Genomic DNA, 21793 nt, shown 5'->3' with positions numbered 1-21793 from the left:
GGGGGGCTCAAACCTGCTCGCTCAGCGGGTCGCGGGCGGGATGCTCTGCTCGTACTTGAAGACGTTGTGGGGGTCGTACTCCGCCTTGATCTTGCGCAGTCGGTCGAAGTTCGATCCCCAGTAGGCGGTCTCCCAGTCCTGCATGCCGACGTTCGGCACGTTGACGTAGGCACCGTCTACGTAGGGGCGCAGGGCCTGGCTGAATTCCGCGATCCACGCCTGGGCCTGCGGGGTGAGCGGGTCGCAGACGCCCGGCTCGTCGGAGCGGGTCCCCCAGCCGGCGCCGGGCTCGGAGTAGAAGAGCGCGTCGCGGTGCGGGAACGCGGTGCCGCCGCGGGGGCTCTTCCTGACGGCCCCGCCGAACGCCTGCGTGAAGAAGTTGCTGTCGTCCGTGGGCGCGTCCCGCATGAACGAGGAGATCACGCCGATCGCCTTCCTCGGGAACGGCTTTCTGGTGAACTGCGAGAAGAACTTCCAGTTCGCGGGTTCGTTCGCGGTCGGGATCTGGAAGCCCGTGTACACGTCGCCCCAGTTCCCCACCTGCACCGAGACCTGGGGGCTGTCGATCGACAGGATCGGGGCCAGCAGCTTCTTCGCCTCCGCGGGTGTTCCTTCCGCGAGGACCGCGAACAGCAGGATCTGGTTCCGGTGAATTTCGAGCTGGGTGCCGAGACGGTCGTCCGTGTACGGCGCTGTGCGCTGCCAGGCGTCGAAGATCCTGGGCAGGTCGCCGATTCCGTCCCAAGTGGCCTGCACATAAGTGACGCTCTTAAGGGGGGCCACTTTGTAGGTGAGTGAGGTGACGATCCCGAAGTTGCCGTTTCCGGCTCCGCGCAGCGCCCAGAGCAGGTCGGGGTTGTTGTGCAGATCGGCCTTGACCACCTTGGCGCACCCGGCGCCTTCCGCAACGACGACTTCGGCACCGATCAGGCTGTCGCAGGCCATGCCGAGCCAGCGGGTGAGGAAGCCGAAGCCGCCGCCGAGTGTCGCCCCGGCCAGGCCCACGCTGCCTTCGGTGCCGGTCGTCACGGCGAAGTTCTGCTCCGCGAGCGTGGTCACCGCTTCCAGCTGGTTGAGTCCGGCGCCGACAGTCGCGACACGGGCGCCACTGTCGATGCGCACCGACTTCAGCTCGCTGATGTCGATCACGAGGCCGTTGTCGACGTTCGACCAGCCCTCCAGGCTGTGGCGGCCGCTCCGGACCCGCAGCGCGACGTCGTTCTGCCGTGCCCACGTAAGGGCGTTGACCACGTCCTGGGTGTTCTGGGCAAAGACGATGACCAGCGGATAGTGGGAGAAGAGCTGGTCCCAGCCGAGGCGGGCTTCCGTGTACCCGGCGTCGTCGGGGCGGACGATGCGGCCGGTCAGCTTCGCCGGCGCGCACTTCGCGTCCCCGGGCGCCGCGTTCGCGGCGCTCGCAGCGTGAGCCTCGGTGGACGCGACGCCCTGCGCGACGACCGCACCGGCACCGGCGACCGCTGTCGCCTTGAGTAGTTTACGACGGGAAAAGTCGTTCATGGTCCGTTTCCTCTCGGCCACCAGCGGGCGCGAATCATTCCCTTACGGGCGATTTGGGCGAAGTGGACAGTAGCAAGGACGAATGCGGTGGACCGCGTCGACACACTCGCAATCACGGCCGAAGCGGCCAACGTCGTGGCCCGGGCACGAACCCGGTGTGCTTGGCTGGTGATACGACCGCCCTGGCCGGCCAACCCACTTGTGTCTCGGCTGCCGGCTCATTCAGGCGGCCGTGGGCGCTTGACCGAGACCCCGGCGGCCCAGCAGGTCGGAAAAATCAATGCGGTTGGGCCGCCTTGGGCGAGCCTCCGGGCCGCTTCCGGGCAGGTCGGCAATGCACCCGTCCCGCGGGTTCGCGGACACCTTCGCGGGAGAGGCTGCCGACGGTCCCTGACCCGCCGCGGCATCCCACCGCGGGTCTTCCGGCCGTGCTGGGCCGGGAGCCCCGCGCGCCCGCCCGCACGACGGCGGCCGCCCGGGCGGCCGCGCCACCGTGACTGTGCGTGTCGGGTGACAGCGGCGACCCGTGAGCGAAGATCTCCCTGCGCGGAGTCCTGGCGGACCTCCGCCGACCGCTTTCGCGGCGGCAGGGTGCGGGGTGTCGGCGTCGAACAGGTAGGTCTCCACCACGGACTTGCCGACGCACCGCTGTGCGGCGGAAAGCAGCGGCCGGACCCGTGACGACGTGCCGTCCGCGCCGACCGGCAGGTTCGTGACGACGGCGCCGCCGACTGCGACTGCCACCTCGGGGTGACCCCCGCCGAGGGAGCCGGACGCCACCAACCTTCCGACCCCACCGGACGGTGCCGGCCGGCAACGAGTCGAGCAGGAGCTGCCGCAGCTCACCGCGCTGCACCTCGGGGCGTCGGCCCGTGTCGTCGTCGGCTGCCGACCCCTGTGGCCGCATCGTGAGGCGAGCCCCGTGTCGCCGGTGATGCGATCCTGCCCGGTCCGCCCCTGCCGTAGGTGCGTAGTCGCCCCGACCTGCGGACGCTGACGGGTGGCACTCAGGTAGTCGGCGACCGTCGGTGCATTGCTGCAGACCGCCAGCCGGTGTTCCTGCCAGCGCTCAAGGGGCTGGGTCCCGGCCGAGTATGCAGGCCGTCAGGGATACGGTTGCCGCGTCGCCGACATGCAATGACGTCGCTGCCGGCTGCTCAATGGGTGCACGGCGGTGCCAGGGGAGTCAGGAGAAGACGCCGATCAGCAACTGCAGACCGAACATGAACACCATGCAAAAACCGACGGCGGCAAGAAACCATTGGGCCACCCCGCGCGGGGTGTCGAACTGGGCGAAATACCCGCCGATGCCGGCGATTCCCAGAAGGGCGCCACACCAGAAGACGGGGCCCTCGTGCCACTTCGCCAGCAGGGCTATGCCCGCCGACAGCAGGCCCAGCGCCATCACTTGGCCACGCGTGGCCGATCCTCGCGTTCCGTCCCCCGTATGAGTCATGCGCGCAATCCTAGCCGTCCCTTCGAACCGCCTCGGCGCCAGTGCGGAGAGGGCGGAGAAGGGTGGTGCGGGGCAGGGCCTCCCGCCGCGTACGAGTACGCTGGCCTGCCGGAAAGCTACTCACGGAGAACCATGCGTACAGGACTGCGTACGTTCGTGCGCCTGACCTTCGGCAACTGGCTGTCGGGGTCCTACCTCGGCTTGGCTGCCTTCTTCCTGGTGTTCGGCTTCGCAATCAACGGCAGTTATGTCGGGGGATTGCTGGGCGGCTTGCTCGGTCTGCCTACGCTTCTCGTGCTGGTTACAGCGATCAACTCTCTCGGGGCCTGGGCCCGGGGGGACGCCGTGGTGGTTTGCGTCGTCGTGTTCTCGTACACCTTTCAGGCATTCCTGCTCGGGTTGTCGGCGCGCGCCGTCCGGGCGAGATCGCAGCGGTCCGGCGGTGTCAGGAGCGATTCACGGCTGACCACCAGGGGCGCGGGGTCCAAGACCGATCGTGCTTGAGCCCGCCGGTCTCGGGGTCGTGCTCCCAGCGACGTCGTGCCCCCTATGAAGACGGGGTACGGCGACCGACCGGTTGCGCGGCTGAGCCGGAGCACCACCTGCTGCAGACCGTGTGTCGGTTGAGCCCCGCTCGCGCGACGTGGGCCCCGGCGGCGCCGGTGTCCGGTCTGGTCCCGATCCGCGGGCGGTCCCCCAGGTCGGGGCGTGCGGATGTGGCTCAGCACCTCGACGAACAGCGAGGCGTCACCTCGCTGCGACGGGCTCGTCGCGCTTGTTCGTGGCGTTCAGGACTGGTCCCAGGCATCGATGATCAGCAGCTCGTCGGGCGGACACGCCGCGATCAGGTCGGGATCCAGATACGGGTCCGTGAACGGCCACCGCCCTATCCCGAGCAGTTCTTCGTCGGTGAGGAGAGGCAGCACGTCACCGGCCCGGGCGGTGTAACGCAAGGGGTACCCAGAACAGAGGATCTCCTGCGCTTTCCCGTGCTGCACAAGGTCGTTCAGCCACATCAGCACGTCCGTCGTCGTCCAGGAGGCCAGGATGCGATCGCTGCCGTGGTGGTGGCTGCTGTCCTTGAGGTCCTCTGCCTGCTCCCCAGTCGGAATGACGACGGATACGGTGAAGCCGAGCACGTAGCCCCTATGGTCGCGCGGTGCCCCCTTCATCGTATGGCCGTAGCTTCGTACCCGCGTACCGCGTTTTCCGGGCGCGTGCCCGCGCGGGCTGCGCGAGGCGCTCCGTGGCAGCACGCACACGATCCGCCGCAGCAACAGCGGCCACGGCACGGTCGGCGAAAGCCCACCGTGCCGTGGAGTCCGGACCGTGCTGTGGGGCTGCCGCGGCGGTGCGGGTCAGCGATGCCCGCACGTCCGGGTCGCCCGCCTGCCGCTGCCCGGTGGCGATCAGCCGCTTGGTGAGTGCGCGCAACTCAGGCGGTCACTCAACAGGAACGGCCGGCCCCGTCAGCGCGTGGCGATCTGGGGGAGTGCCGCGCCCTGGTAGCGGGCGCCGGCGTTCCAGAGGATGAAGGAGTTCATTTTGTTCGCTGCCGCGGCCTTGATCTGTTCGGCCACCTCAGCCGGCCCGTAGGTGCTGCCCATCGAGAAATCCTGCAGCCACGGGATGATTTCGGTCTGTGTCCCCTTCGCCTGGCGGGCGAAGTCGGCGAGCGAACGCTGCACGATCGCGTACGGGGCGGTGTCAGGCTGGGCGACGCCGTACTCTCCCGGCCCCCAGTGGGACGGGTAGACCATCGGTGCGATGTAGTCGGCGGACTTGACCAGGGAACCGATGTCCTGCGCGATCTCGGTGGGGCGGGTCGCGGCGATACCGAAGACCGAGACGCCGAGGTACTTGGCGTGGGGACGCATCGCGGTCCGGGTCTCCGCGACGAACGAGGTGATGCACTGCTCGGGCGTGGCGGTACCGATGCCCGGGAAGCGCATGTCCGTCAGTGGGCCGTCCGGTCGGCGCACGTAGTCGTAGAGGATGTCGTCGAAGCCGAGCCGAGCTGCTTCGACGGCGAGGTCCTGGTTGTACTTGCGGACCGTGGGGTTGGCGAAGTTCGTGAAGGACAGGGCTCCGTAGTGCCCGCCGTCGTAGGGATCTCCGGCTGGGGTCAGTACGAGCTGGTCCTTCTTGCGGGACTTCCAGGCGGCCGAGGCGAGCTTGGGGTCGCGGAAGGCCACGATGCGGCCGATGGCCTGGGCGCCGGCGGCGTGGATCTCGGCGATCGCCTTGCGGGCGTCGTAGTAGCCCTTGGCCGCGCCGATCTGGCGGGCCAGCGGCACCTGGGAGGCGTAACCGACCTCGCCGTCCTCGTCCTTCACGTCCAACTCGACGGCGTTGAGCTTGCCGCTGCGGACCAGAGCGAGGATGTCGCCGCGCAGCGTGTCGTCGGCCCAGCCGATGGCCGTGATGTGCGCGGCCCGGATCATGGGGCGGCGTCCCCGGGTGGACACGTCCTTGGTGGTGGTGTTTCCGGCGCGGTCCACCGCGGTGACCGTGACGAAGGGTGTGCCCTTCGGCACCGTGACCTTGAAGGCCCCGGCCTTGTCGACGGGGACCCGCTTGCCGTTGACGCTCACTTGGGCGTCGGTGGAGGCATTGCCGGCAATGGTCACGGGGGCGGCGTTCTTGATCTCGGGGGCGGCCACCTTCAGCTCGGGGGCAGTGGCATCGACAGTGAAGCCCACGATCTGCCGGGACGAGGCGAAGGGGAGGCTGCTGCCGCCGGCCACCACCAGGGTGTGCCGGCCTTCCTTGAGGTGCGGAAGGACGAGCTTCAGGCGGGCGCCATCGGCTGTGACGGGGACCGCCGCACCGTCCAGGGTGACGCGCAGCTCGTTCCTACCGCCGGCCGCGTCGGCGGCGAGGTGAGCACTGACCTTCGCGGCCGCGCGCCCATCGAGGACCATGCCGTCGCTCACACCCTGGATGGCCGGGCCCGGCGCGAGGAACGTCCAGGCTCCGACGCCCGCTCCGGCCAGCGCGACCGCTCCGGTCGTTGCTATGAGGGCACGCCGACGGGCCGGGCTCCGGGGACGGAGGGAGGAGCTGGAATGCGGCATGCGTGTGGGGAACATCTTGAGCTCCTTCGTGCCGTGGGCGTGGGCCGGATGTGCCTCCATTCATTGCCGCTCGGTGTGCCGGTCGCCTTGTTCTGCTCGGATTTCACACGAACGGCCGCGATCAGTTCCGGCGCGGCGGCTACGCCATGCAGGGGACGGTGCGGTATGGGGGCTCACGTCGCAGGTAGTCATGGCGCGACACATTGCCTCGGAAAGGCTTCTGATGCGCCACCCCCTCATCCCGCTCGGTGCCCTGGCGGGCGCCGCCCTGCTCGCCACCGGCTGTTCCACGGGGCCGTCACCGGCCGCGGGGCGAGGCCATGCTGCCGCGTCGTCGGCGGCGGCCGGCCCCGTCCCTGCGAAGGTCCCGGCGGAAGTCGGAGCCAACGAACTCGGCCAGGTGCCGGTGCTGATGTACCACCAGCTCACCGAGAATCCGGCCAGCGTCTACGACCGCACCCCGGCCGATTTCCGGGCCGAGTTGGAGCGTCTCGCTCGGGAGAACTACGTGCCGGTGACGGCACGGGACTTCCAGACGGGCCGCATCGACATCCCGGCAGGCACGCACCCCGTGGTCCTGACGTTCGACGACTCGACCAACAGCCAGGTGCGCCTCGGCCCGGACGGCACCCCGGCGCCGGACACCGCAGTCGCCGTTCTGGCGGAAACCGCGAAGAAGTACCCCGCCTTCAAGCCGGTGGCGACCTTCTTCGTCAACGCGGACGCCTTCTCGGCCACAGGCTCCGCCAAGGCCCTGGCCTGGCTGAAGGAGCACGGGCACGAGGTCGCCAACCACACCGGCCGCCACGAGAACCTTCGCTCTCTGGACCGGGCGGGCGTCGGGAGGGCGATCTCAGCCGGTCAGGAGGCGATCGAGAAGGCCGTGCCCGGCACGCAGGTCACCTCGCTCGCCCTGCCCTTCGGCGCCATGCCCGAGCCGGCCGGACTCGCCGCACGCGGAACGGGCTACCGGTACGACGGGGTGTACCTCGTGGGGGCCAACCCGTCGGTCTCGCCGTTCGCGAAGGCTTTCACACCCGGCGCGATCCCCCGGATCCGCTCAGCGGGACACGACGACGAGGACGCCGAGTTCGGTTCGTCGCGTTGGCTGGACGAGCTCGCTGCCGGAAAGAGCCGGTACGTCTCGGACGGGGACCCGAACACCGTCGCCTTCCCGAGCGCCCTGCAGTACGAGCTGTCGCCGGCCTTCGCGAAGCGGGCGCGGCCGTACTGACCCGTGTCGGCATCGCAGGCGTCGACAGCACCCCCGACCAGAGCTTCTGCGGCGCCGGACCGGCTGGTGCGACCGGCCGCCCGGCCGGCGCAGGCGTGAGGGAGCGGCTCGTGGTGCGGTGGCGGCGGGGGCGCCCGACGCCCATGGTCGGCGGCGGCCGGATCGCATCGATCGTTCTTGCAGGCCCGTGGGGCCTGTGCCAGCATGCGATGGCGCGATCGTGATCTTGGAATCGGCCGCGGTGCCCCCGTGAGCGGCCCGCACCGATCTGTTGACGAGAGGTGCGACGTTGAATCCGTCTGCCGACACGGCACAGCCAGCCCCAACGACTCAGCCCCGCCAGCCCGACCTGCCCTCCGTGGCCGGCCAGCCGGGCGGCCCCGTCGGCGCCCCGGCGACCGCTCCGAGCGCCCCGGCCGTCCCCGCCGTCGATACCGTCGCCGAGCGATTCCACTTCCTGGTGAACGCCCCGGCCCTCTTCAACGCCGTCGTCACCGCACTCGAATGGGACGTCTTCGGCCATCTCTCCGCCCACCCCGGCGCCTCCTTCGAGGAGCTGCGCGCGGCCACCGGCGTGCCGGCCCACTCCCTCCGGGTCCTCCTCCACGCCGTGTGCACCACCGGCCTGCTGGAGCGGCACGACGACGGTACCTACCACAACGCGCGGGCGGCCGCGGAACTCCTCGCACCCGACGGCCCCGACAGCTGGCGCCACATCCTCACCGGGTGGAGGGAGATCTACTACCCCGCCTTCGCCCGCATGACCGAGGCCCTCGCAGCCGGCACGAACACCGCGCTCGACGCGCACCCCGGCGAGGAGCCTACGCTCTACCGCCGCCTGGCCCACGACCCGGAGCGCGAGGCGGTCTTCCACCGCAGCATGAGCGCCTTCACCCTCAAGAGCCTCGACGCGCTGGTCGAGACCGAGGAGTTCGCGACCGTACGGCACCTGCTCGACGTCGGCGGCGGCGACGGCACCACCAGCGCCCGGCTGCTCGCCCGCCACCCCGGCATGCGCTCGACCGTCTTCGACATCCCGTCGGTCGCGCGGCTGGCCACCGACGCCCGCTCCGACGCCGGCTCCGATGCCGAGGCCGCCGACCGCATCCGGCTGCACCCCGGCGACCTCTTCACCGACCCCTTCCCGGCCGGTGCGGACGCCGTCCTCTTCAGCCACGTGCTGGAGATCTTCTCCGCCGAGCAGATCACGGAGCTGCTGGCGAAGGCGCACTCCGTCCTCCCTCCCGGCGGAAGCGTCTTCGTCTACGGCTACAACGTCTCCGACGACGAGACCCGCGGCTGGTACTCCGCACGCCTCTCCCTCTACCTCAACGTGCTCGCCAGCGGCCAGGGCATGGCCTACCCGGCCCGCGACTACGAGCACTGGATGGGCCGGGCGGGCTTCGGCGACGTACGCACGCTCACCGGCTACCCCTACGAGCACGGCCTGACCATCGGTACCAAGCCGTGAGCCGGGGCAGGTTCCCCGCCGCCGATCCCGGGGCCCCCGCCACCGCCTCCCCCGTCCGCTACCTGGTCTGGCTGGCCACCCGCCACCGCGGCAGCCTCGCCCTGGCCACGGTGTTCGGCGTCCTGTGCACCCTGGCCCAGGCGCTGGTGCCGGCGGCCGTCGCCCTCGGAATCGACCGGGGACTGCTCCAGCGCGACCGGGGTGCGCTGCTGCTGTGGGGCGGGGCGGTGCTCGCCCTCGGCGTCTTCCAGGCGGTCGTCGGCATGTTGCGCGACCGGGCGTCGACCACCAACCGGTTCGGGGCCGTGTACGGGACCACCCAGCTGGTCGTCCGCCAGGCCGCCGAGCTCGGTGCGGACTTGCCCCGGCGGGCCTCCACCGGCTCGGTCGTCAGCGTCAGCGCCATGGACGTCGGCCACCTCGGCACCGCCCTGGAGGGCACGGCACGCGGCAGCGGTGCAGTCGTCTCGATCCTCTTCGCCGCCGTGTTCATGCTGGTCACGTCATGGCAGCTGGGACTGCTGGTGCTGCTCGGCGTTCCGCTGATCGCCGCCGCCGTCGCCCGGCTGCTGCGCGTGCTGCACGGCCGCCAGCAGCGGCTGCGCGAGGAGCAGGGCGCCCTCACCGACCTGTCGGTCGACATCATCGACGGGCTGCGCGTCCTGCGCGGCTTCGGCGGCGAGAGGGCCTACGGCCGCCGCTACCGCGAGGGCTCCCAGGCCGTGCGCGCGGAGGGCACGCGGGTGGCGGCCACCGTCGCCGACATCGCCTTCCTGCGCGTCCTGCTGCCCGGGGCGCTGCTGGTCGCCATCGTCTGGCTCGGAGCGCACCAGGTCAGCACCGGCCGCCTCGAACCGGGCCTGCTGGTCGCCTTCTACGGCTACGCCGTCTTCCTCACCGACCAGCTCGGCCAGGTCACGACCATGCTCGACCAGCTGACCCGCGCCAACGTCGCGGCCGGGCGGGTCCTGGACTTCCTGCGCCTGGAGCGGGCAGTGCCCTCCGGCACCCTGCCGCTACAGGACGACGGACCGGACCTCCCGCTGCACGACCCCGACTCCGGACTGACCGTTGCGCCCGGCCGGCTGCTCGCCGTGGTGTGCGGCACGGACGGGGACGCGCGGGCCCTGGCAGAACGGCTCTGCGGATACACCGACTCGGCCGTCCGGCGCGGCGACACCCCCCTGTCCGCCCACCGCACCGACGACGTGCGCCACCACGTGCTCCTGGCCGACAACGACGCCGCCCTCTTCGCCGGGCGGCTCGGCACGGAGCTCGATCCCCGAGACGACCGCCCCGACGACGCCGTCCTGCGGGCCCTGGACGCTGCCTCCGCCCGGGACGTCGTCGACGCCCTGCCCGACGGGCTGGCACACGAGATCACCGGCGGACGCGAGTTCTCCGGCGGGCAGCAGCAGCGGCTGCGCCTGGCCCGTGCCCTGCTCGCCGACCCGCAGCTGCTCGTCCTCGTCGACCCGACGAACGCCCTCGACGCCCACACCGAGGGCCGGGTGGCCCGGAACCTCGGCCCGTACCGCGTGGGCCGGACCACCGTCGTCTTCACCACCAGCCCCATCGTCCTCGACCGCGCCGACGCCGTGGTGTTCGTCAAGGACGGCAAGGCCGTCGCCGGAGGGCGCCACCAGACCCTCCTCGCGGACCCCGACTACCGCGCCGTCGTCACCCGGGAGGTCCTGGCATGACCGCCCCCGCCACCACCGACACCGCCCCGGACCCCGACGCCGACCCCGCCGCCCCGCCCGCCGAACGGCTGCCCGTCGCCTCCCCCCGGGAGGTCCGTGCCCACGCCCGGCGGACCATGCTCAGGCACCGCGGCCCGCTGGCCGGCTCACTGGCCCTGCACGCGCTGGCCTGCCTCGCCGCGCTGGCCGCGCCCCAGCTGCTCGGCCGGATCGTCGAGGACGCAGCGCACGGCACGCTCGCGGTCACCCCGGTGGCCCTCGCCATCTGCGCCGCGGTGGTCCTCCAGGCGGTCCTCACCCGTTTCGCGCGGCTGGCCTCCCTACGGCTCGGCGAGACCGTACTGGCCGAGCTGCGCGAGGAGTTCGTCGACCGGGTGCTGTCCCTGCCGACCCCCGCGGTGGAGCGGGCCGGGACGGGCGAGCTGGTCACCCGGACCACCCGGGACGTCGACGTCCTCGCCTTCACCGTGCAACGGGCCGTCCCCGACACCCTGGTGGCGGGCACCACCATCGCCTTGACCATCGGGGCCGTCTGCCTGACCGACCCGCTGCTGGTGCTGCCCTGCCTGGTGGCCGTACCGGTGCTGTGGCTGTCGACCCGCTGGTACCTCAGGCGGGCCCGCGCCGGCTACCTGCGCTCCAACTCCGCGTACGCCCGCCTCACCGACCACCTCGGCGAGACCGTGGCGGGCGCCCGCACGGTGGAGGCGCTCCGACTCCAGGGGCGGCGGCGCCGCCGCACCGACGCGGACATCGCCGCCTCCTACGCAGCCGAACTGCACACCCTGAACCTGCGCAGCACCTACCTGCCGATCGCCGACACCGGCTACATCCTGCCGGTGGCCGCCACCCTGGTCATCGGCGGACTGATGTACATCGAGGGGCTGGTCGGCCTGGCCGCCGTCACCGCCGCCACCCTGTACGTCCAGCAGGTGATCGGGCCCGTGGACACGCTGCTGTACTGGATGGACGAACTCCAGGTCGGCGGAGCCTCCATGGCCCGCATCCTCGGCGTCCGCGACGCCGCCGCCGACGCCCCCGGCAGGACCGGCCCGGACGCGACGCCGCGGCCCGCCCCCCGGGACGGCGCGATCGACGTGACCGGGGTGCACTTCGCCTACCGCGAGCGGCAGGAGAGCCTGCGCGGCGTCGACCTGCACGTACGCCCCGGTGAGCGGCTGGCGGTCGTGGGCCCATCGGGGGCCGGCAAGTCCACCCTCGGCCGCCTCCTCGCCGGGATCGACACCCCCGGCCGGGGCAGCGTCTCCCTGGGCGGGGTGCCCCTGACGGAACTGCCGCCGGACGCGCTGCGCCAGGGCGTCATCCTCGTCACGCAGGAGTACCACGTGTTCCGCGGCACCCTGGCCGACAACCTGCTCATCGCCCGCCCCGACGCGGAACCCGCGGACCTGGAGCGCGCCCTGCGGGCCGTGGCCGCCTGGGAGTGGGCGTCGGCGCTGGGCCTGGACCACGAGGTCGGCTCAGGTGCGGCCGAGCTGCCCCCGGCCCGGGCCCAGCAGCTGGCGCTGGCCCGGCTGCTGCTGCTCGACCCGCCGGTCGTCGTCTTCGACGAGGCGACCGCACTGCTCGACCCGCACACCGCGCGCACGGTGGAACGGGCCCTGTCCGGGCTGCTGAGCGGCACGGTCGTCTCCATCGCCCACCGGCTGCACACCGCCCACGACGCCGACCGGGTGGTGGTGCTGGAGGACGGCCGGATCACCGAGAGCGGCACCCACGACGAACTGGTGGGCCGCGGCGGGGCGTACGCCCAGCTGTGGAAGTCCTGGCACGGGTGACACGGGTGACACGGGTGACACGGGTGACACGGGGGTGAGGGGCTGCCCGTCGGTGGGGCCCCTCACCAGGCCACGGGCAGCCGATGGACCCCGTAGAAGCCCATGTCCTCTCCCAGCGGCACCTCCGACGGTGACACGGCCAGCTCCAGGCCGGGGAAGCGGGCGAACAGCGCGGGGAACGCGATCCGCATCTCCGTGCGGGCCAGGTGCTGGCCGATGCACTGGTGCGCACCGTGGCCGAAGGCGAGGTGGCCGGAGGCGGGGCGGGTGAGGTCGAGGCGGTCGGGGTCCGCGAAGCGGGCCGGGTCGCGGTTCGCGGCGGACAGCGAGACCGTCACGGACTCCCCGGCGCGCAGGGCGTGCCCCTCCAGCATGACGTCCTCCAGCGGGGAGCGGGGCACCCCGAAGTGGAAGATGGTCAGGTACCTCAGCAGCTCCTCCACGGCGTTCCCGGCCAGGGACGGGTCGGCCGCCAGCCGGGCCGGCTGGCCGGGGTGGGACAGCAGCGCGAAGGTGCCGAGCCCCAGGGAGCCGGCCGTCGTCTCGTGCCCCGCCGACAGCAGGAGGGCACCCACGCCGGCGACCTCGGCGGTGGACAGGTCGCCCCCGGCGACGAGCGCGCTCAGCAGGTCGTCGCCCGGAGCCCGGCGCCGGTGCCGGGCCAGCTCGGTGAGGAAGGCGTCCAGTTCGGCCATCGCCGCCGCAGCCTCGGCGGCGGACGCGTCGATCCTGAAGAGGGTGGCGCTGCTGCGCTGGAACCCGGCGCGCTCGGCGTAGGGAACACCCAGCAGCTCGCAGATCACCAGTGAGGGGACGGGCAGCGCGAACCGCTCGACGAGGTCGGCCCGGCCGCCGAGAGCAGCCATCGCCTCCAGGTGTTCGCCGACGATCTGCTCGATCCGGGGCGCCAGGGCCCGCGTACGGCGGGCGGTGAACCAGCCCATGAGGTGCCTGCGCAGCCGCGTGTGGTGGGGCGCGTCCATGTCGACCAGCCAGCCCGGCAGGGCGGGGCTGCCGTAGAACGGGTCCGTCCCCGGCCGGGCGACCGGCACCCGCTTGAGCTCCGAGCGCGCGCTGAAGCGGGGATCGGCGAGTACCCGGCGGGCCGTCTCGTACCCGGTGACGAGCCATCCGATGTGGCCGTCGGGGTAGCGCAGGCGGCTGACCGGGCCGTGCGCGCGCATCGCCGCGAGTTCCGGTGGCGGGTCGAACGGGCAGGCCCGGTCGCGGGCGGTGGGGTGGGCGGGAACGTTCCGGCCGCTCATGACCCGCCTCCCGCCCCGGCCCCGGCCCTGGCCCCGGCCCCGGCCCCGGTCCCGGCCCCCGCCCCGGCCCGCGGGCGGGCACGCTCCCTGAGGAAGGCCCCGAGCCGCCGCACGCCCTCGTCGATCCCGTCCGGGTCCAGGTAGCTGCACGACAGCCGCAGCGTGCGGGTGCCTCCGCCGCCGGGGTGGAAGGGGGCCATCGGCGTCCACAGCACGCCGTACCCGGCCGCGGAGGCCTCCAGCAGCTCGGTGTCCGCCGGCACGGGCAGCCGCATCCGCACGAAGAACCCGCCGCCGGGCCGGTTCCACTCCACCCCGTCCGGCAGGCCGGCGGCGCTCTCGCGGTCCAGTGCCCGCAGCAGGTGGGCGAGGTTGCGCCGGTAGAGCACGGACCTGGTCCGGCTCAGTTCGGCGAGCGAGCCGCCGTGCTCCAGCAACATGCCGGCGATCAGCGCCTGGCACACCGGTGAGGTGTTGACCGTGACGGCGGTCTTCAGCCGCGCCAGCTCGGCCGCGAGCGCGACCGCGGACCCGTCGGCGGTACGGACGGACTGGTCGGCGACGACGTAGCCGACGCGAGCCCCGGGGAAGCACACCTTGGCGAACGTCCCGATGTGCACGACCCGCCGCCCGGTGTCCAGGGCCTTCAGGGCGGGCAGCTCGGTGCCCGGGGGAGCCGTGAACCCGTACGCGTTGTCCTCCAGGACGAGGAAGTCCTCCTGCTCGGCCAGCTCCAGCAGCCGCGGGCGCCGCCCGGCCGCCATGCGGGTGCCGCCGGGGTTGGCGTAGTCGGGGGCGACGTAGCACGCCCGGATGCGGCGGCCGGAGCGGCGGGCCGCCCGGCACGCCTCGGCCAGTGCGTCGACGTCGAGGCCGTCGGCGTCCTCGGGGACGGGGACCACCCCGACGGCCAGCAGACTGGCGGCGCTGGTGACGCCCACGAAGCAGGGGTCGGAGACGGCCAGAAGGTCGTCCGGGGAGGCGATCAGGGCGCGCAGCGCCAGGAACATCGCCTCCTGCGCGCCGACGGTGATCACCAGCGCGTCGGGGTCGGCGTCGATGCCCTGGTCGCGGCGGAGGGCGTCGGCCACGATCCCGTTGATCAGGCCCCGGGCGGGCCCGTACTCGTAGAGCAGCCGGGCCGCCCGGTCCGGGCCGTGGCCCGCCGCGGCCGCGTGGGCGGTGAAGCGGTCCAGGTAGCGGGCGGTGTCCAGCCCGTCGTAGGGGGCGGGGTGCGGGGCTCCGGGTGCGAAGGAGAGGGCGTCCGGGTACCGGCCCATGATTTCGTTGAGGAAGCCGATCGACTCCAGCACCGGGTCCTGGAGCGAGGCGTGGAGCATCTCGCGGGCGAGGGAGGTCATGAGGGGACCCGTTCGGAACGCGCCCAGTGGCGCTCGGTCTTGGCCAGGACGTCGGGACTGTAGATGCGGCGGGCCTGGACGACCGCGAACTCCGCCAGGTAGGTGCGCAGCAGGTCCAGTGGCTCCTCGGCCAGCGTCAGCATGGCCCGGTTGGCGACCACGGCCGGACCGGCCAGGTCGCGCACGGCGCGCTCGGCGGCCCCGTCGAGTGCGGCGGCGGGCAGTACCTCGTCGACCAGCAGGGCCGCCGCCGGGTCGCCGGTGTGGATGCGGCGGCCGGAGAGGATGATCTGCCGGGCCGTCCGGGCTCCGGTGAGCCGGGTGAGCCGCAGGTTGCCCAGGCCCGGGACGATGCCCTCGTCGGCGGCCGGCAGGCTCAAGAAGGCGCCCTCCTCGGCGATCACGCGGTCCAGGACGAGCAGGAGCTGCATGCCGCCGCCGATGGCGAACGAGTCGACGACGCCCACCCAGGGCTTGCCCGCGGTGGCGGTGCCGCAGGTGGCGGGTTCGTCGAGGAACAGGCCCCGGGCCATCTTGTTGACGTAGCCGAGCTCCCGGCCGAGGAGGAACCCCACGAAGGAGATCGCGCCCGAGCGCAGCTCCTTCAGGTTGATGCCCGCGCTGAAGATCCGCTTCCCGGCGTGGCGGGGGTGGGTGACGGGGCCGCCGCGCAGGACGCCGACGCGTACGCGGTCGTCGAGGAGGGCCACGTCGACGGCGGTTTCGAGGTCGGCGATGAGCCGGTTGTCCTCGGCGTTGAGGCAGTGGCCGTTGCGGAAGGTCACGTGGGCGGCCTCGCCGCGGCGTTCGAGCAGCACGGCGGGAAGTTCCAACCGGTCCGCGCGGCGGAACTCCGCGAGGCGGGCGGCCGATCCCGGGGCGGGGCGCAGCATGCTCTCGATCAAGTGCGTGCCCGCGGCCGGGGAGCGCAGCAGGCCGCCGAAGAAGATGCCCTGGTCGATCTCGCGGCCTTCCTTGTGGGCCTGGAGGCGTCCGCGTTCCTCGGCGAGCTGGGCGGCGTCCGGCACGAGTCCGGGGAAGCGTACGGCGGCCTCGGCGGCCAGGTCGGCGAGCCGGGGCCGCCGCGTGCGCCCGGAGGTGAGCCCGTCGTAGACCGCCTCGGCGTGGCGTGCGAGGAAGGCGTGCCGGGCCGCCCGGCAGTCCTCGTGCAGGCGCGCCGCCCGCTCCGCCTCGGCGTCGGTGCGGTCGGGGCGGGGCGGCAGGAGGGCGAGCATTCGCTCGGTGTCGGCGGCGTGCCCGGCGAGGAGCCCGGCGTCGGTGGCGAGATCACTGGCGAAGGCGGCGGCGCCGGCCGGGAGGTCCTTCTCCTGGTGTGCCGCCCGATCACTCACGCGGCTCTCCCGTCGTGGGGGCCGGCTCAGCGGCGGCCAGGCGGCGCAGTTCGCGGTCGCAGGCGGCCAGGTGCGGGCCGAGCGCCTCGTCGAACTCCAGGCTCTGCGCCTCCAGCAGGAGCTGCCGGCGGATGGCGAGCTCGCGGTCGGAGATCCGGCCCATCAGCACGGTCGCCGTGTGCGCGGCCTCCTCGGTGTCGTGCGCGAGCTGGTCGATCAGGCCCAGGTCGCGGGCCCGACCGGCGTCGATGTCGTCGCCCCACAGCACGATCTGCCGGGCACGGGCCGCCCCGAGCTGCCGGGAGATCCGGTAGACGGCCATACCGGGCCAGAAGTGGCCGTCGTTGACCGGCGCGAGGAGCCGCAGGTCCGGGGCACCGATCCGGTAGTCGCTCACCAGCAGCAGGTCGAGGGCGGGGCCGCCGCAGGCCCCGGAGGCGATGGCGATGCTCATCGCGGGCAGCCGCTCCAGCCTCCGTACGGCCCGCTCCCAGCGGTTGATCTGCTGGATGTCCACCGGCCCCGGCCAGGAGCGGGCGCCCCCGGCGGGGGCGTCCGGCAGCCGCAGGAGGACCACCGAGCGGTCGGCCCGTTCCTCGGCCCGGTCGCAGGCGCCGGTGACGGAGGCGGTCAGCTCGGGCAGCGGCTGCCCGGCGTCCAGGTGCAGGGTGACGCACAGCCCGTCCGAGGTGCCGTCGTGCGTGGTCTTCGCCGTGCCGTCCGCCGGTTCGCCCTCGGCGGGCGGCGGCACCTTGTCGTGCGTCCGCATCGCAGTTCCCTTCGTCGTCGCGCAGGCTCACGCAGTGCGGCCCGGGGTGCGGGTCACCACCGGGCCAGCGCCATCTCGATCGTCGAGCCGGGCCCCATCGTCATCAGCACGCCCAGGTCGCCGGGGCGTACCGAGCCTTCGGCCGCCAGCCGCTGGTAGGAGAAGAGGAAGGAGCCGCTCGACAGGTTGCCGTGGTCGCGCAGCACGCCGGTGGTGTGCCGTACGTCGTGCCGGGTCAGCCCGAGGTTGACCCGGACGGAGTCCACGACCTTCTTGCCCCCGGAGTGCACCACCCAGTGGTCGATGTCGGAGGCCAGCAGCCCGGTGCCGTGCAGCAGCCGCTCCAGTGCCCCCTGCGCGTGGGCGCCGACGACGTAGGGGATCTGCGGGTCCAGCCAGAAGCTGAACTTGCCGTGCCCCTCGTCCCAGTCGTAGCGCATGGCGTCGACGGCGTCGGGGATGATGCGGCTGGAGAAGCGCAGCAGGGCCGGGGACGGTGCCCCGCCGGCGTCCTGCGCGCCGTCGCCGGGCGCGGTGACGGCGACCGCTGCCGCGCCGTCCCCGAAGAGGCTGTTGACGACGGAGGAGCGCATGGTGCCGTCGAAGACGTACGCCGCGGAGCACACTTCCACGCACACCAGCAGGGCCAGTTCGCCGGGGTGCGCGCGGGCCCAGCCGGTGACCGCGCCCAGGGCGTTGAGACCGGCGTTGCAGCCCATGCCGACGACGTCCAGCCGCGAGCAGCAGACGTCGATGCCCATCTCCTTGATGAGCAGGGCGGAGAATCCGGGGGTCAGGAAGCCGGTGGACGTGACGCAGCAGAGGTGGCGCACGTCCGACAGCCGGGCCCCGGTGTCGGCGAGGCAGTTCTCTATCGCCCGCCGGCCCAGCAGCAGGCCCTGCTCGGCGTGCTTGCGCAGGAGTTCGCCCTGAGACTCCACCACCGGCGACCCGTCGGGGGCGGGGGCGGGCAGGGTCAGGCCCCGCCGCTCGATGGCACTGCGCAGGAAGAGCGAGCGGACACGGGGATCGGTGACGGCCAGCATGTCGAGCAGCTCGCGCTGGCTGTAGCTGGTGTCGGGGACGGCGGTGCCGACCCCGGCGAGCCGGGCGGCGGCCCCGGTGTCCGGCAGGGTCATCCGAGGTAGTCCTCCGGCCCGCCTTCGCGCACGGTGTCCAGCGTGAAGCAGTGGAAACCACCTCCGAACAGCCGCCGGTGCCGGTGCCGGACCGGGACGGCCGTGAAGCGGTGCTTCTCCAGGGTCCGCGCCAGCTCCGGGCAGGCCTCGTTGACCAGCACGGTGTCGGGGCTGACGGACAGCACGTTGAGGTCGATGAACGGGCTGGTCAGCACCAGGTCCTCGTCCTCGTAGCGCGGGAAGTTGTCGCTCTCCGGGGCGGGCGCGACGATCCGGTCCCAACTCCGCAGCGCCGCGGGGAGCTGGTCGGCGACGGCCTCGGAGCGTACGAGCAAGGTGCCGGGCCGCAGGGCCAGGACCATGCTGTCGATGTGGCTGTCGCTGAGCCGGTGCACGCGGTGGATCCGGAACCGGTCGCCGACGTGGCGCTCCAGCCAGTCGCAGGCGAGGGCGTGGTGCGCGGTGGAGATGTTGACCACGAGGTCGCGGCCGAGCCGCAGGACCTGCGCGCCGTCGAACATCATCTCGATGCCCACGTCGTAGGGTGAGGGGCTCGGAGTGCCGATGGGCTCGGTCGGGCCGCCGATCGTGCTCTCGCGGGCGTAGTCGAGGTCGAACGACGCGTCCGTCATCAGGGGGCGGGGCATCACCGTCCAGCGGGCGCCCTGCGCGAAGTACCGCTGGAACACCGGTGTGAGGAACTGGGTCTCGAAGTAGCGGGAGCGGATCATGGGCGGGGTCTCGATGATCTCGTCGCCGAGGATCAGCGTGTTGTCGCGGATGTTCAGCGGGGGGACGACGGAAGCGGACCAGGCGGGGGTGCGCACCTCGCTGGTGCCGGCATCGAGGTCCATCGGCCGGTGCACCGTGACGCCGAGGCCGGTCAGGGCCGCTTCCATGCCCTGGAGGTCCTCGACGAGCTCGTCCACGTAGCGCTGCTTGATGGGCACGCGGCCGCGGCGTGCCCCGTCACGGCCGGCGTCCGCTTGCCCGGCCCCGCCGACGGTGAGCCGCGGGTAGTACCACTCGGTCCGCGAGGAGTTGTCGCCGGCGATGTTGTCGTGGAAGAAGAGGTCGAAGGACAGCTCCCGTTCGTGTGACGTGTAGTTGGCCGCCGAGCCGACGACGACCTCCTTGAGGGGGGACCATTCGTCGAAGCTGTTCAGCGTCATCGTGAGCTCCCTCGATCGTTTGGTGTGCCCCACCGATCCACCGGCTCCGACCGGCCCGGACCGGGTCGTCGCGCCCCACCGCCGTGGGCGCCGGGGCGATCGAGGGCGAGGGGCCATCGCCCCGGTGGCCACTTTCCGGTCCCGCCCGCCGAGGGGCTCCCCCGTCCGGGCGCACGGAAGGCGGGGTGGCGCCGTACCGGAGGAGCGCTCCTGGTCAGCGGGGCCGCACCGGGGGCGGAAGGGCTGCTGCGAGGGCCCGTACGGGTGCGCCGACGCCGGCATCCGAGGCCGCTCACCGGTCACCGCCCGCACGCTCCGCCTGACGCCCGGGCAGCCCGGGCAGCCCGGACCGGATCGGCAGCGCCAGGGAGAGGTACTTGCCGTCCTCCGCCAGGCAGATTCCGTGCGCGACGCAGGACCCGAGGAACTCCTCGACCTCCGCCCGCTCCACCGGCCCGCCGCCCCCGCCCGGCCCGGCCAGCTCCCGGTGGATGCGGGCGGCGCTGCGCGGGGCGTCACCGCACAGCTCGTACGCCTGCGCCCGCCACCCGGCGAGGGTGGTCTTGCGGCGCAGGCCGCCCCGGGTGTCGAACAGCGTGAGCCAGTCCGGCCCGCGCCGGTAGGTGAGGGTGGGCCGGTCCGCCGAGGCCCATGCGCGTCCCCATCCCTCCACGGCCTTGGCGAGCTCGGCGACGGAGTCCGGGGAGGCGACGTCCGGTGCCCGGTAGTCGAAGAAGTACGCGATCCGGCTGTGGTCCAGCCCAGGGACCGGGAACGCCAACCGGTAGGCGCTCTTCGGGGTGATGTCGCCCATCCCGAAGGAGGGGTCGGTGAAGTACGGGCTGAACCGCTCCAGCCAGATGCGCCCCACGCCGGCCGGCGGCTCCAGATGGGTCAGCAGGGGCACGAGGGCGGCCTGGCCGGTGTAGTCCTCGTCGGTCTCGCCGGGGAAGCCGGCGAGGAGGTTCCAGTCGACGCGGACGCCGTAGTAGTGGGCCCACTTGAGCAGACGGATGTTGAGGAGCCGCGAGGAGCCCTTGCGCATGAGCCCGAGGACGTGGGTGCTGAGGCTCTCCAGGCCCGGCTGGATCTTCCACACCCCGGCCTCGGCCAGCAGGCGCACCTGGTCCCGGGTCAAGTTGGCCTTCACCTCGAAGAACAGGGCGGTGTCCCATACGGACCCGCGCAGGCCGGCGCAGAAGGTGTCGAGGTAGGCCATGTCGAGGATGTTGTCGACGGCGTCGACCGCCAGGACCCGGTGCCGGCGCATCAGCTCCTCCAGCTCGGACAGCGCCCGCGCGGGGGACTTGGCCCGGTACTGCATGCCGAGCGCGTTGAGCCCGCAGAAGGTGCAGTGGTGCTTCGCGCCCCACCAGCAGCCCCGGGAGAACTCCACCAGCAGCCGCTGGGTGTTCCGACCGATCACCCGGTCCCGGCCGAGGGCCTCCACGGCGGTGAAGTAGTCGTCGTAGTCCGGTACCGGCAGCTGGTCCATGTGCCGGGTGCGGGTGCCGGGGGAGGGGGTGGTCACCCGGCCGTCGGGGGTGCGGCCGCAGACGCCCGGGATCCCGGTCGGATCGCCGCCGCGCGCCACGGCCGCCGCCAGCCGGGGGAGCGTCACGTCGCCCTCTCCCACGACGACGTAGTCGATGAAGTCGAAATTCCTGAGGTACTCCGGCCCCATGTCCCCGTCGTAGTTCGCGCCGCCGAATACGACGATCAGATCGGGACGGGCTTCCTTCAAGCGGCGCGCCAGCGCCAGGGCGGCGACGTTCTGGATGAACGTCGACGTGAATCCGACGACGTCGAGTTCCGACCAGATACTGCGGGCGGCGAGTTCATCGATCCAGGCGGGCAGGCGGCGGCACCGCAAATCGGCCACGGCGTCCCAGTCCGCGCCGGCCTCGGCACACATTTCGGCCACCTCGGGAAAACGCAGACGGTAATCCTCCACGTCCTCGGTCACCCCGAAGGCCGCCGTCCCGAAGAGCCATTCGCCGAACAGGTGGACCCGTTCGGAAGGGGCTTCGGTGATGACCTCGTAAAGATCCGTGCCCAGCTCGGCGGAAAGCTCCAGGTTCGGGTAGACGCTCCGCGCGTCGTGGCCGAAGGAACGGAGTGCGGCCTGGAGCAGCCCGCACTGGATGGAAGGGGTGTCGGTGCGCGCCCACGGCATGTTCACCAGCCCGATGCGCAACGGCCTCGCCGGGACGCAGTCCGGTGGGAACAGGGGCTGGTCGATCAGTTTCAACTCACCGCCGCCTGACACGATTCCTCCGTACGTCCGCTCCGGCAGGCCGGACCCCTCCCCGGCGGGCGGGGAAGGACCCGGGTCACGCGTTGGTCGGTCCGCTGGCTCAGTCCTTGACGTTGCTGGCCGAAACGACGCCGATGTCCTTCACGTTGCTGTCCGAGACGATCTCGGCGACGTCGGCTTCCTCGATCTCGGTCCAGACGATTTCACGCTCCATGGTTCA

Annotated in this window: 17 protein-coding genes and 1 pseudogene; 5 read left to right on the top strand and 13 right to left on the bottom strand. The window is 72.4% G+C overall.

Annotation, left to right across the window (positions count from 1 at the left end):
- Positions 1-21: 21 nt before the first annotated feature.
- The 3 genes and pseudogenes from ACFV7Q_RS23880 to ACFV7Q_RS23870 all read right to left on the bottom strand — a co-directional run bounded on the left by ACFV7Q_RS23880 (position 22) and on the right by ACFV7Q_RS23870 (position 2974).
- Positions 22-1518: an FAD-binding oxidoreductase gene (locus ACFV7Q_RS23880; RefSeq protein ID WP_385431307.1), complete on the bottom strand. Its 1497-nt coding sequence runs from the start codon at positions 1516-1518 to the stop codon at positions 22-24.
- Between the two features lie 561 nt (positions 1519-2079).
- Positions 2080-2404 (bottom strand): annotated as a pseudogene (locus ACFV7Q_RS23875) (FAD-dependent monooxygenase); the annotation flags it as partial.
- 300 nt (positions 2405-2704) lie between these two features.
- Complete coding sequence (locus tag ACFV7Q_RS23870; protein WP_385431306.1) at positions 2705-2974, bottom strand: hypothetical protein; 270 nt, start codon at positions 2972-2974, stop codon at positions 2705-2707.
- 132 nt (positions 2975-3106) lie between these two features.
- On the opposite strand from ACFV7Q_RS23870, the gene ACFV7Q_RS23865 reads away from it, so the two are divergent.
- Positions 3107-3478 (top strand): SCO4225 family membrane protein, encoded by a 372-nt coding sequence (locus ACFV7Q_RS23865; RefSeq protein WP_385431305.1) that lies wholly within the window; start codon positions 3107-3109, stop codon positions 3476-3478.
- A 284-nt stretch (positions 3479-3762) separates the two neighbouring features.
- Here the strand turns inward: ACFV7Q_RS23865 and ACFV7Q_RS23860 are convergent, their stop codons facing one another.
- Both ACFV7Q_RS23860 and ACFV7Q_RS23855 read right to left on the bottom strand, forming a co-directional pair.
- Positions 3763-4113, bottom strand: coding sequence for a hypothetical protein (locus ACFV7Q_RS23860; protein ID WP_385431304.1), 351 nt, complete (start codon positions 4111-4113; stop codon positions 3763-3765).
- Between the two features lie 330 nt (positions 4114-4443).
- Positions 4444-6066, bottom strand: a complete 1623-nt coding sequence (locus ACFV7Q_RS23855) for a putative glycoside hydrolase (RefSeq protein WP_385431303.1) — start codon at positions 6064-6066, stop codon at positions 4444-4446.
- Positions 6067-6274: 208 nt separating this feature from the next.
- Between ACFV7Q_RS23855 and ACFV7Q_RS23850 the strand changes: the two genes are divergently transcribed.
- The 4 genes from ACFV7Q_RS23850 to ACFV7Q_RS23835 all read left to right on the top strand — a co-directional run bounded on the left by ACFV7Q_RS23850 (position 6275) and on the right by ACFV7Q_RS23835 (position 12258).
- Positions 6275-7285: a polysaccharide deacetylase family protein gene (locus tag ACFV7Q_RS23850; protein ID WP_385431302.1), complete on the top strand. Its 1011-nt coding sequence runs from the start codon at positions 6275-6277 to the stop codon at positions 7283-7285.
- Positions 7286-7643: 358 nt separating this feature from the next.
- Positions 7644-8756, top strand: coding sequence for a methyltransferase (locus ACFV7Q_RS23845; RefSeq protein ID WP_385431301.1), 1113 nt, complete (start codon positions 7644-7646; stop codon positions 8754-8756).
- Complete coding sequence (locus ACFV7Q_RS23840) at positions 8753-10459, top strand: ABC transporter transmembrane domain-containing protein (protein WP_385431300.1); 1707 nt, start codon at positions 8753-8755, stop codon at positions 10457-10459. The genes ACFV7Q_RS23845 and ACFV7Q_RS23840 overlap by 4 nt, the downstream gene beginning before the upstream one ends.
- Entirely contained in the window at positions 10456-12258 is a 1803-nt protein-coding gene (locus tag ACFV7Q_RS23835) for an ABC transporter ATP-binding protein (RefSeq protein ID WP_385431299.1), read from the top strand. Before ACFV7Q_RS23840 ends, ACFV7Q_RS23835 begins: the two co-directional genes overlap by 4 nt.
- 62 nt (positions 12259-12320) lie before the next feature.
- Here ACFV7Q_RS23835 and ACFV7Q_RS23830 read toward each other — a convergent pair whose 3' ends face one another.
- The 8 genes from ACFV7Q_RS23830 to ACFV7Q_RS23795 all read right to left on the bottom strand — a co-directional run bounded on the left by ACFV7Q_RS23830 (position 12321) and on the right by ACFV7Q_RS23795 (position 21787).
- Positions 12321-13523 (bottom strand): cytochrome P450, encoded by a 1203-nt coding sequence (locus tag ACFV7Q_RS23830; protein ID WP_385431298.1) that lies wholly within the window; start codon positions 13521-13523, stop codon positions 12321-12323.
- Positions 13520-14884, bottom strand: coding sequence for a PLP-dependent aminotransferase family protein (locus tag ACFV7Q_RS23825; RefSeq protein ID WP_385431297.1), 1365 nt, complete (start codon positions 14882-14884; stop codon positions 13520-13522). Before ACFV7Q_RS23825 ends, ACFV7Q_RS23830 begins: the two co-directional genes overlap by 4 nt.
- Positions 14881-16119, bottom strand: coding sequence for a (3,5-dihydroxyphenyl)acetyl-CoA 1,2-dioxygenase DpgC (dpgC, locus tag ACFV7Q_RS23820; RefSeq protein ID WP_385431309.1), 1239 nt, complete (start codon positions 16117-16119; stop codon positions 14881-14883). Before dpgC ends, ACFV7Q_RS23825 begins: the two co-directional genes overlap by 4 nt.
- 109 nt (positions 16120-16228) lie before the next feature.
- Positions 16229-17005 carry an enoyl-CoA-hydratase DpgB gene (dpgB, locus tag ACFV7Q_RS23815; RefSeq protein WP_385431296.1) on the bottom strand — a complete coding sequence of 259 codons (777 nt, stop codon included), beginning with the start codon at positions 17003-17005 and terminating at the stop codon, positions 16229-16231.
- A 53-nt stretch (positions 17006-17058) separates the two neighbouring features.
- Positions 17059-18144, bottom strand: coding sequence for a 3,5-dihydroxyphenylacetyl-CoA synthase DpgA (gene dpgA / locus ACFV7Q_RS23810; protein ID WP_385431295.1), 1086 nt, complete (start codon positions 18142-18144; stop codon positions 17059-17061).
- Complete coding sequence (locus tag ACFV7Q_RS23805; protein WP_385431294.1) at positions 18141-19316, bottom strand: glycine amidinotransferase; 1176 nt, start codon at positions 19314-19316, stop codon at positions 18141-18143. Before ACFV7Q_RS23805 ends, dpgA begins: the two co-directional genes overlap by 4 nt.
- Positions 19317-19608: 292 nt before the next feature.
- On the bottom strand, positions 19609-21585 hold the full coding sequence (locus ACFV7Q_RS23800) for a RiPP maturation radical SAM C-methyltransferase (protein ID WP_385431293.1): 1977 nt from the start codon (positions 21583-21585) through the stop codon (positions 19609-19611).
- Between the two features lie 88 nt (positions 21586-21673).
- On the bottom strand, positions 21674-21787 hold the full coding sequence (locus ACFV7Q_RS23795; RefSeq protein WP_360632887.1) for a pheganomycin family RiPP precursor: 114 nt from the start codon (positions 21785-21787) through the stop codon (positions 21674-21676).
- Positions 21788-21793 lie beyond the last annotated feature (6 nt).

Origin of the sequence: Streptomyces sp. NPDC059851, from assembly GCF_042732005.1 — a bacterium.
In the GTDB taxonomy this organism is placed as follows: domain Bacteria; phylum Actinomycetota; class Actinomycetes; order Streptomycetales; family Streptomycetaceae; genus Streptomyces.
The sequence above is the reverse complement of the archived record's forward strand: the minus strand, read 5'-3'. Positions and strand labels throughout refer to the sequence as shown.

Excerpts from the sequence above, each read along its gene's own strand:
- ACFV7Q_RS23880 (WP_385431307.1), bottom strand. The coding sequence starts at position 1,518 with ATGAACGACTTTTCCCGTCGTAAACTACTCAAGGCGACAGCGGTCGCC.
- ACFV7Q_RS23870 (WP_385431306.1), bottom strand. The coding sequence starts at position 2,974 with ATGACTCATACGGGGGACGGAACGCGAGGATCGGCCACGCGTGGCCAA.
- ACFV7Q_RS23865 (WP_385431305.1), top strand. The coding sequence starts at position 3,107 with ATGCGTACAGGACTGCGTACGTTCGTGCGCCTGACCTTCGGCAACTGG.
- ACFV7Q_RS23855 (WP_385431303.1), bottom strand. The coding sequence starts at position 6,066 with ATGTTCCCCACACGCATGCCGCATTCCAGCTCCTCCCTCCGTCCCCGG.
- ACFV7Q_RS23850 (WP_385431302.1), top strand. The coding sequence starts at position 6,275 with ATGCGCCACCCCCTCATCCCGCTCGGTGCCCTGGCGGGCGCCGCCCTG.
- ACFV7Q_RS23835 (WP_385431299.1), top strand. The coding sequence starts at position 10,456 with ATGACCGCCCCCGCCACCACCGACACCGCCCCGGACCCCGACGCCGAC.
- ACFV7Q_RS23830 (WP_385431298.1), bottom strand. The coding sequence starts at position 13,523 with ATGAGCGGCCGGAACGTTCCCGCCCACCCCACCGCCCGCGACCGGGCC.
- ACFV7Q_RS23825 (WP_385431297.1), bottom strand. The coding sequence starts at position 14,884 with ATGACCTCCCTCGCCCGCGAGATGCTCCACGCCTCGCTCCAGGACCCG.
- dpgC (WP_385431309.1), bottom strand. The coding sequence starts at position 16,119 with ATGCTCGCCCTCCTGCCGCCCCGCCCCGACCGCACCGACGCCGAGGCG.
- dpgB (WP_385431296.1), bottom strand. The coding sequence starts at position 17,005 with ATGCGGACGCACGACAAGGTGCCGCCGCCCGCCGAGGGCGAACCGGCG.
- dpgA (WP_385431295.1), bottom strand. The coding sequence starts at position 18,144 with ATGACCCTGCCGGACACCGGGGCCGCCGCCCGGCTCGCCGGGGTCGGC.
- ACFV7Q_RS23805 (WP_385431294.1), bottom strand. The coding sequence starts at position 19,316 with ATGACGCTGAACAGCTTCGACGAATGGTCCCCCCTCAAGGAGGTCGTC.
- ACFV7Q_RS23795 (WP_360632887.1), bottom strand. The coding sequence starts at position 21,787 with ATGGAGCGTGAAATCGTCTGGACCGAGATCGAGGAAGCCGACGTCGCC.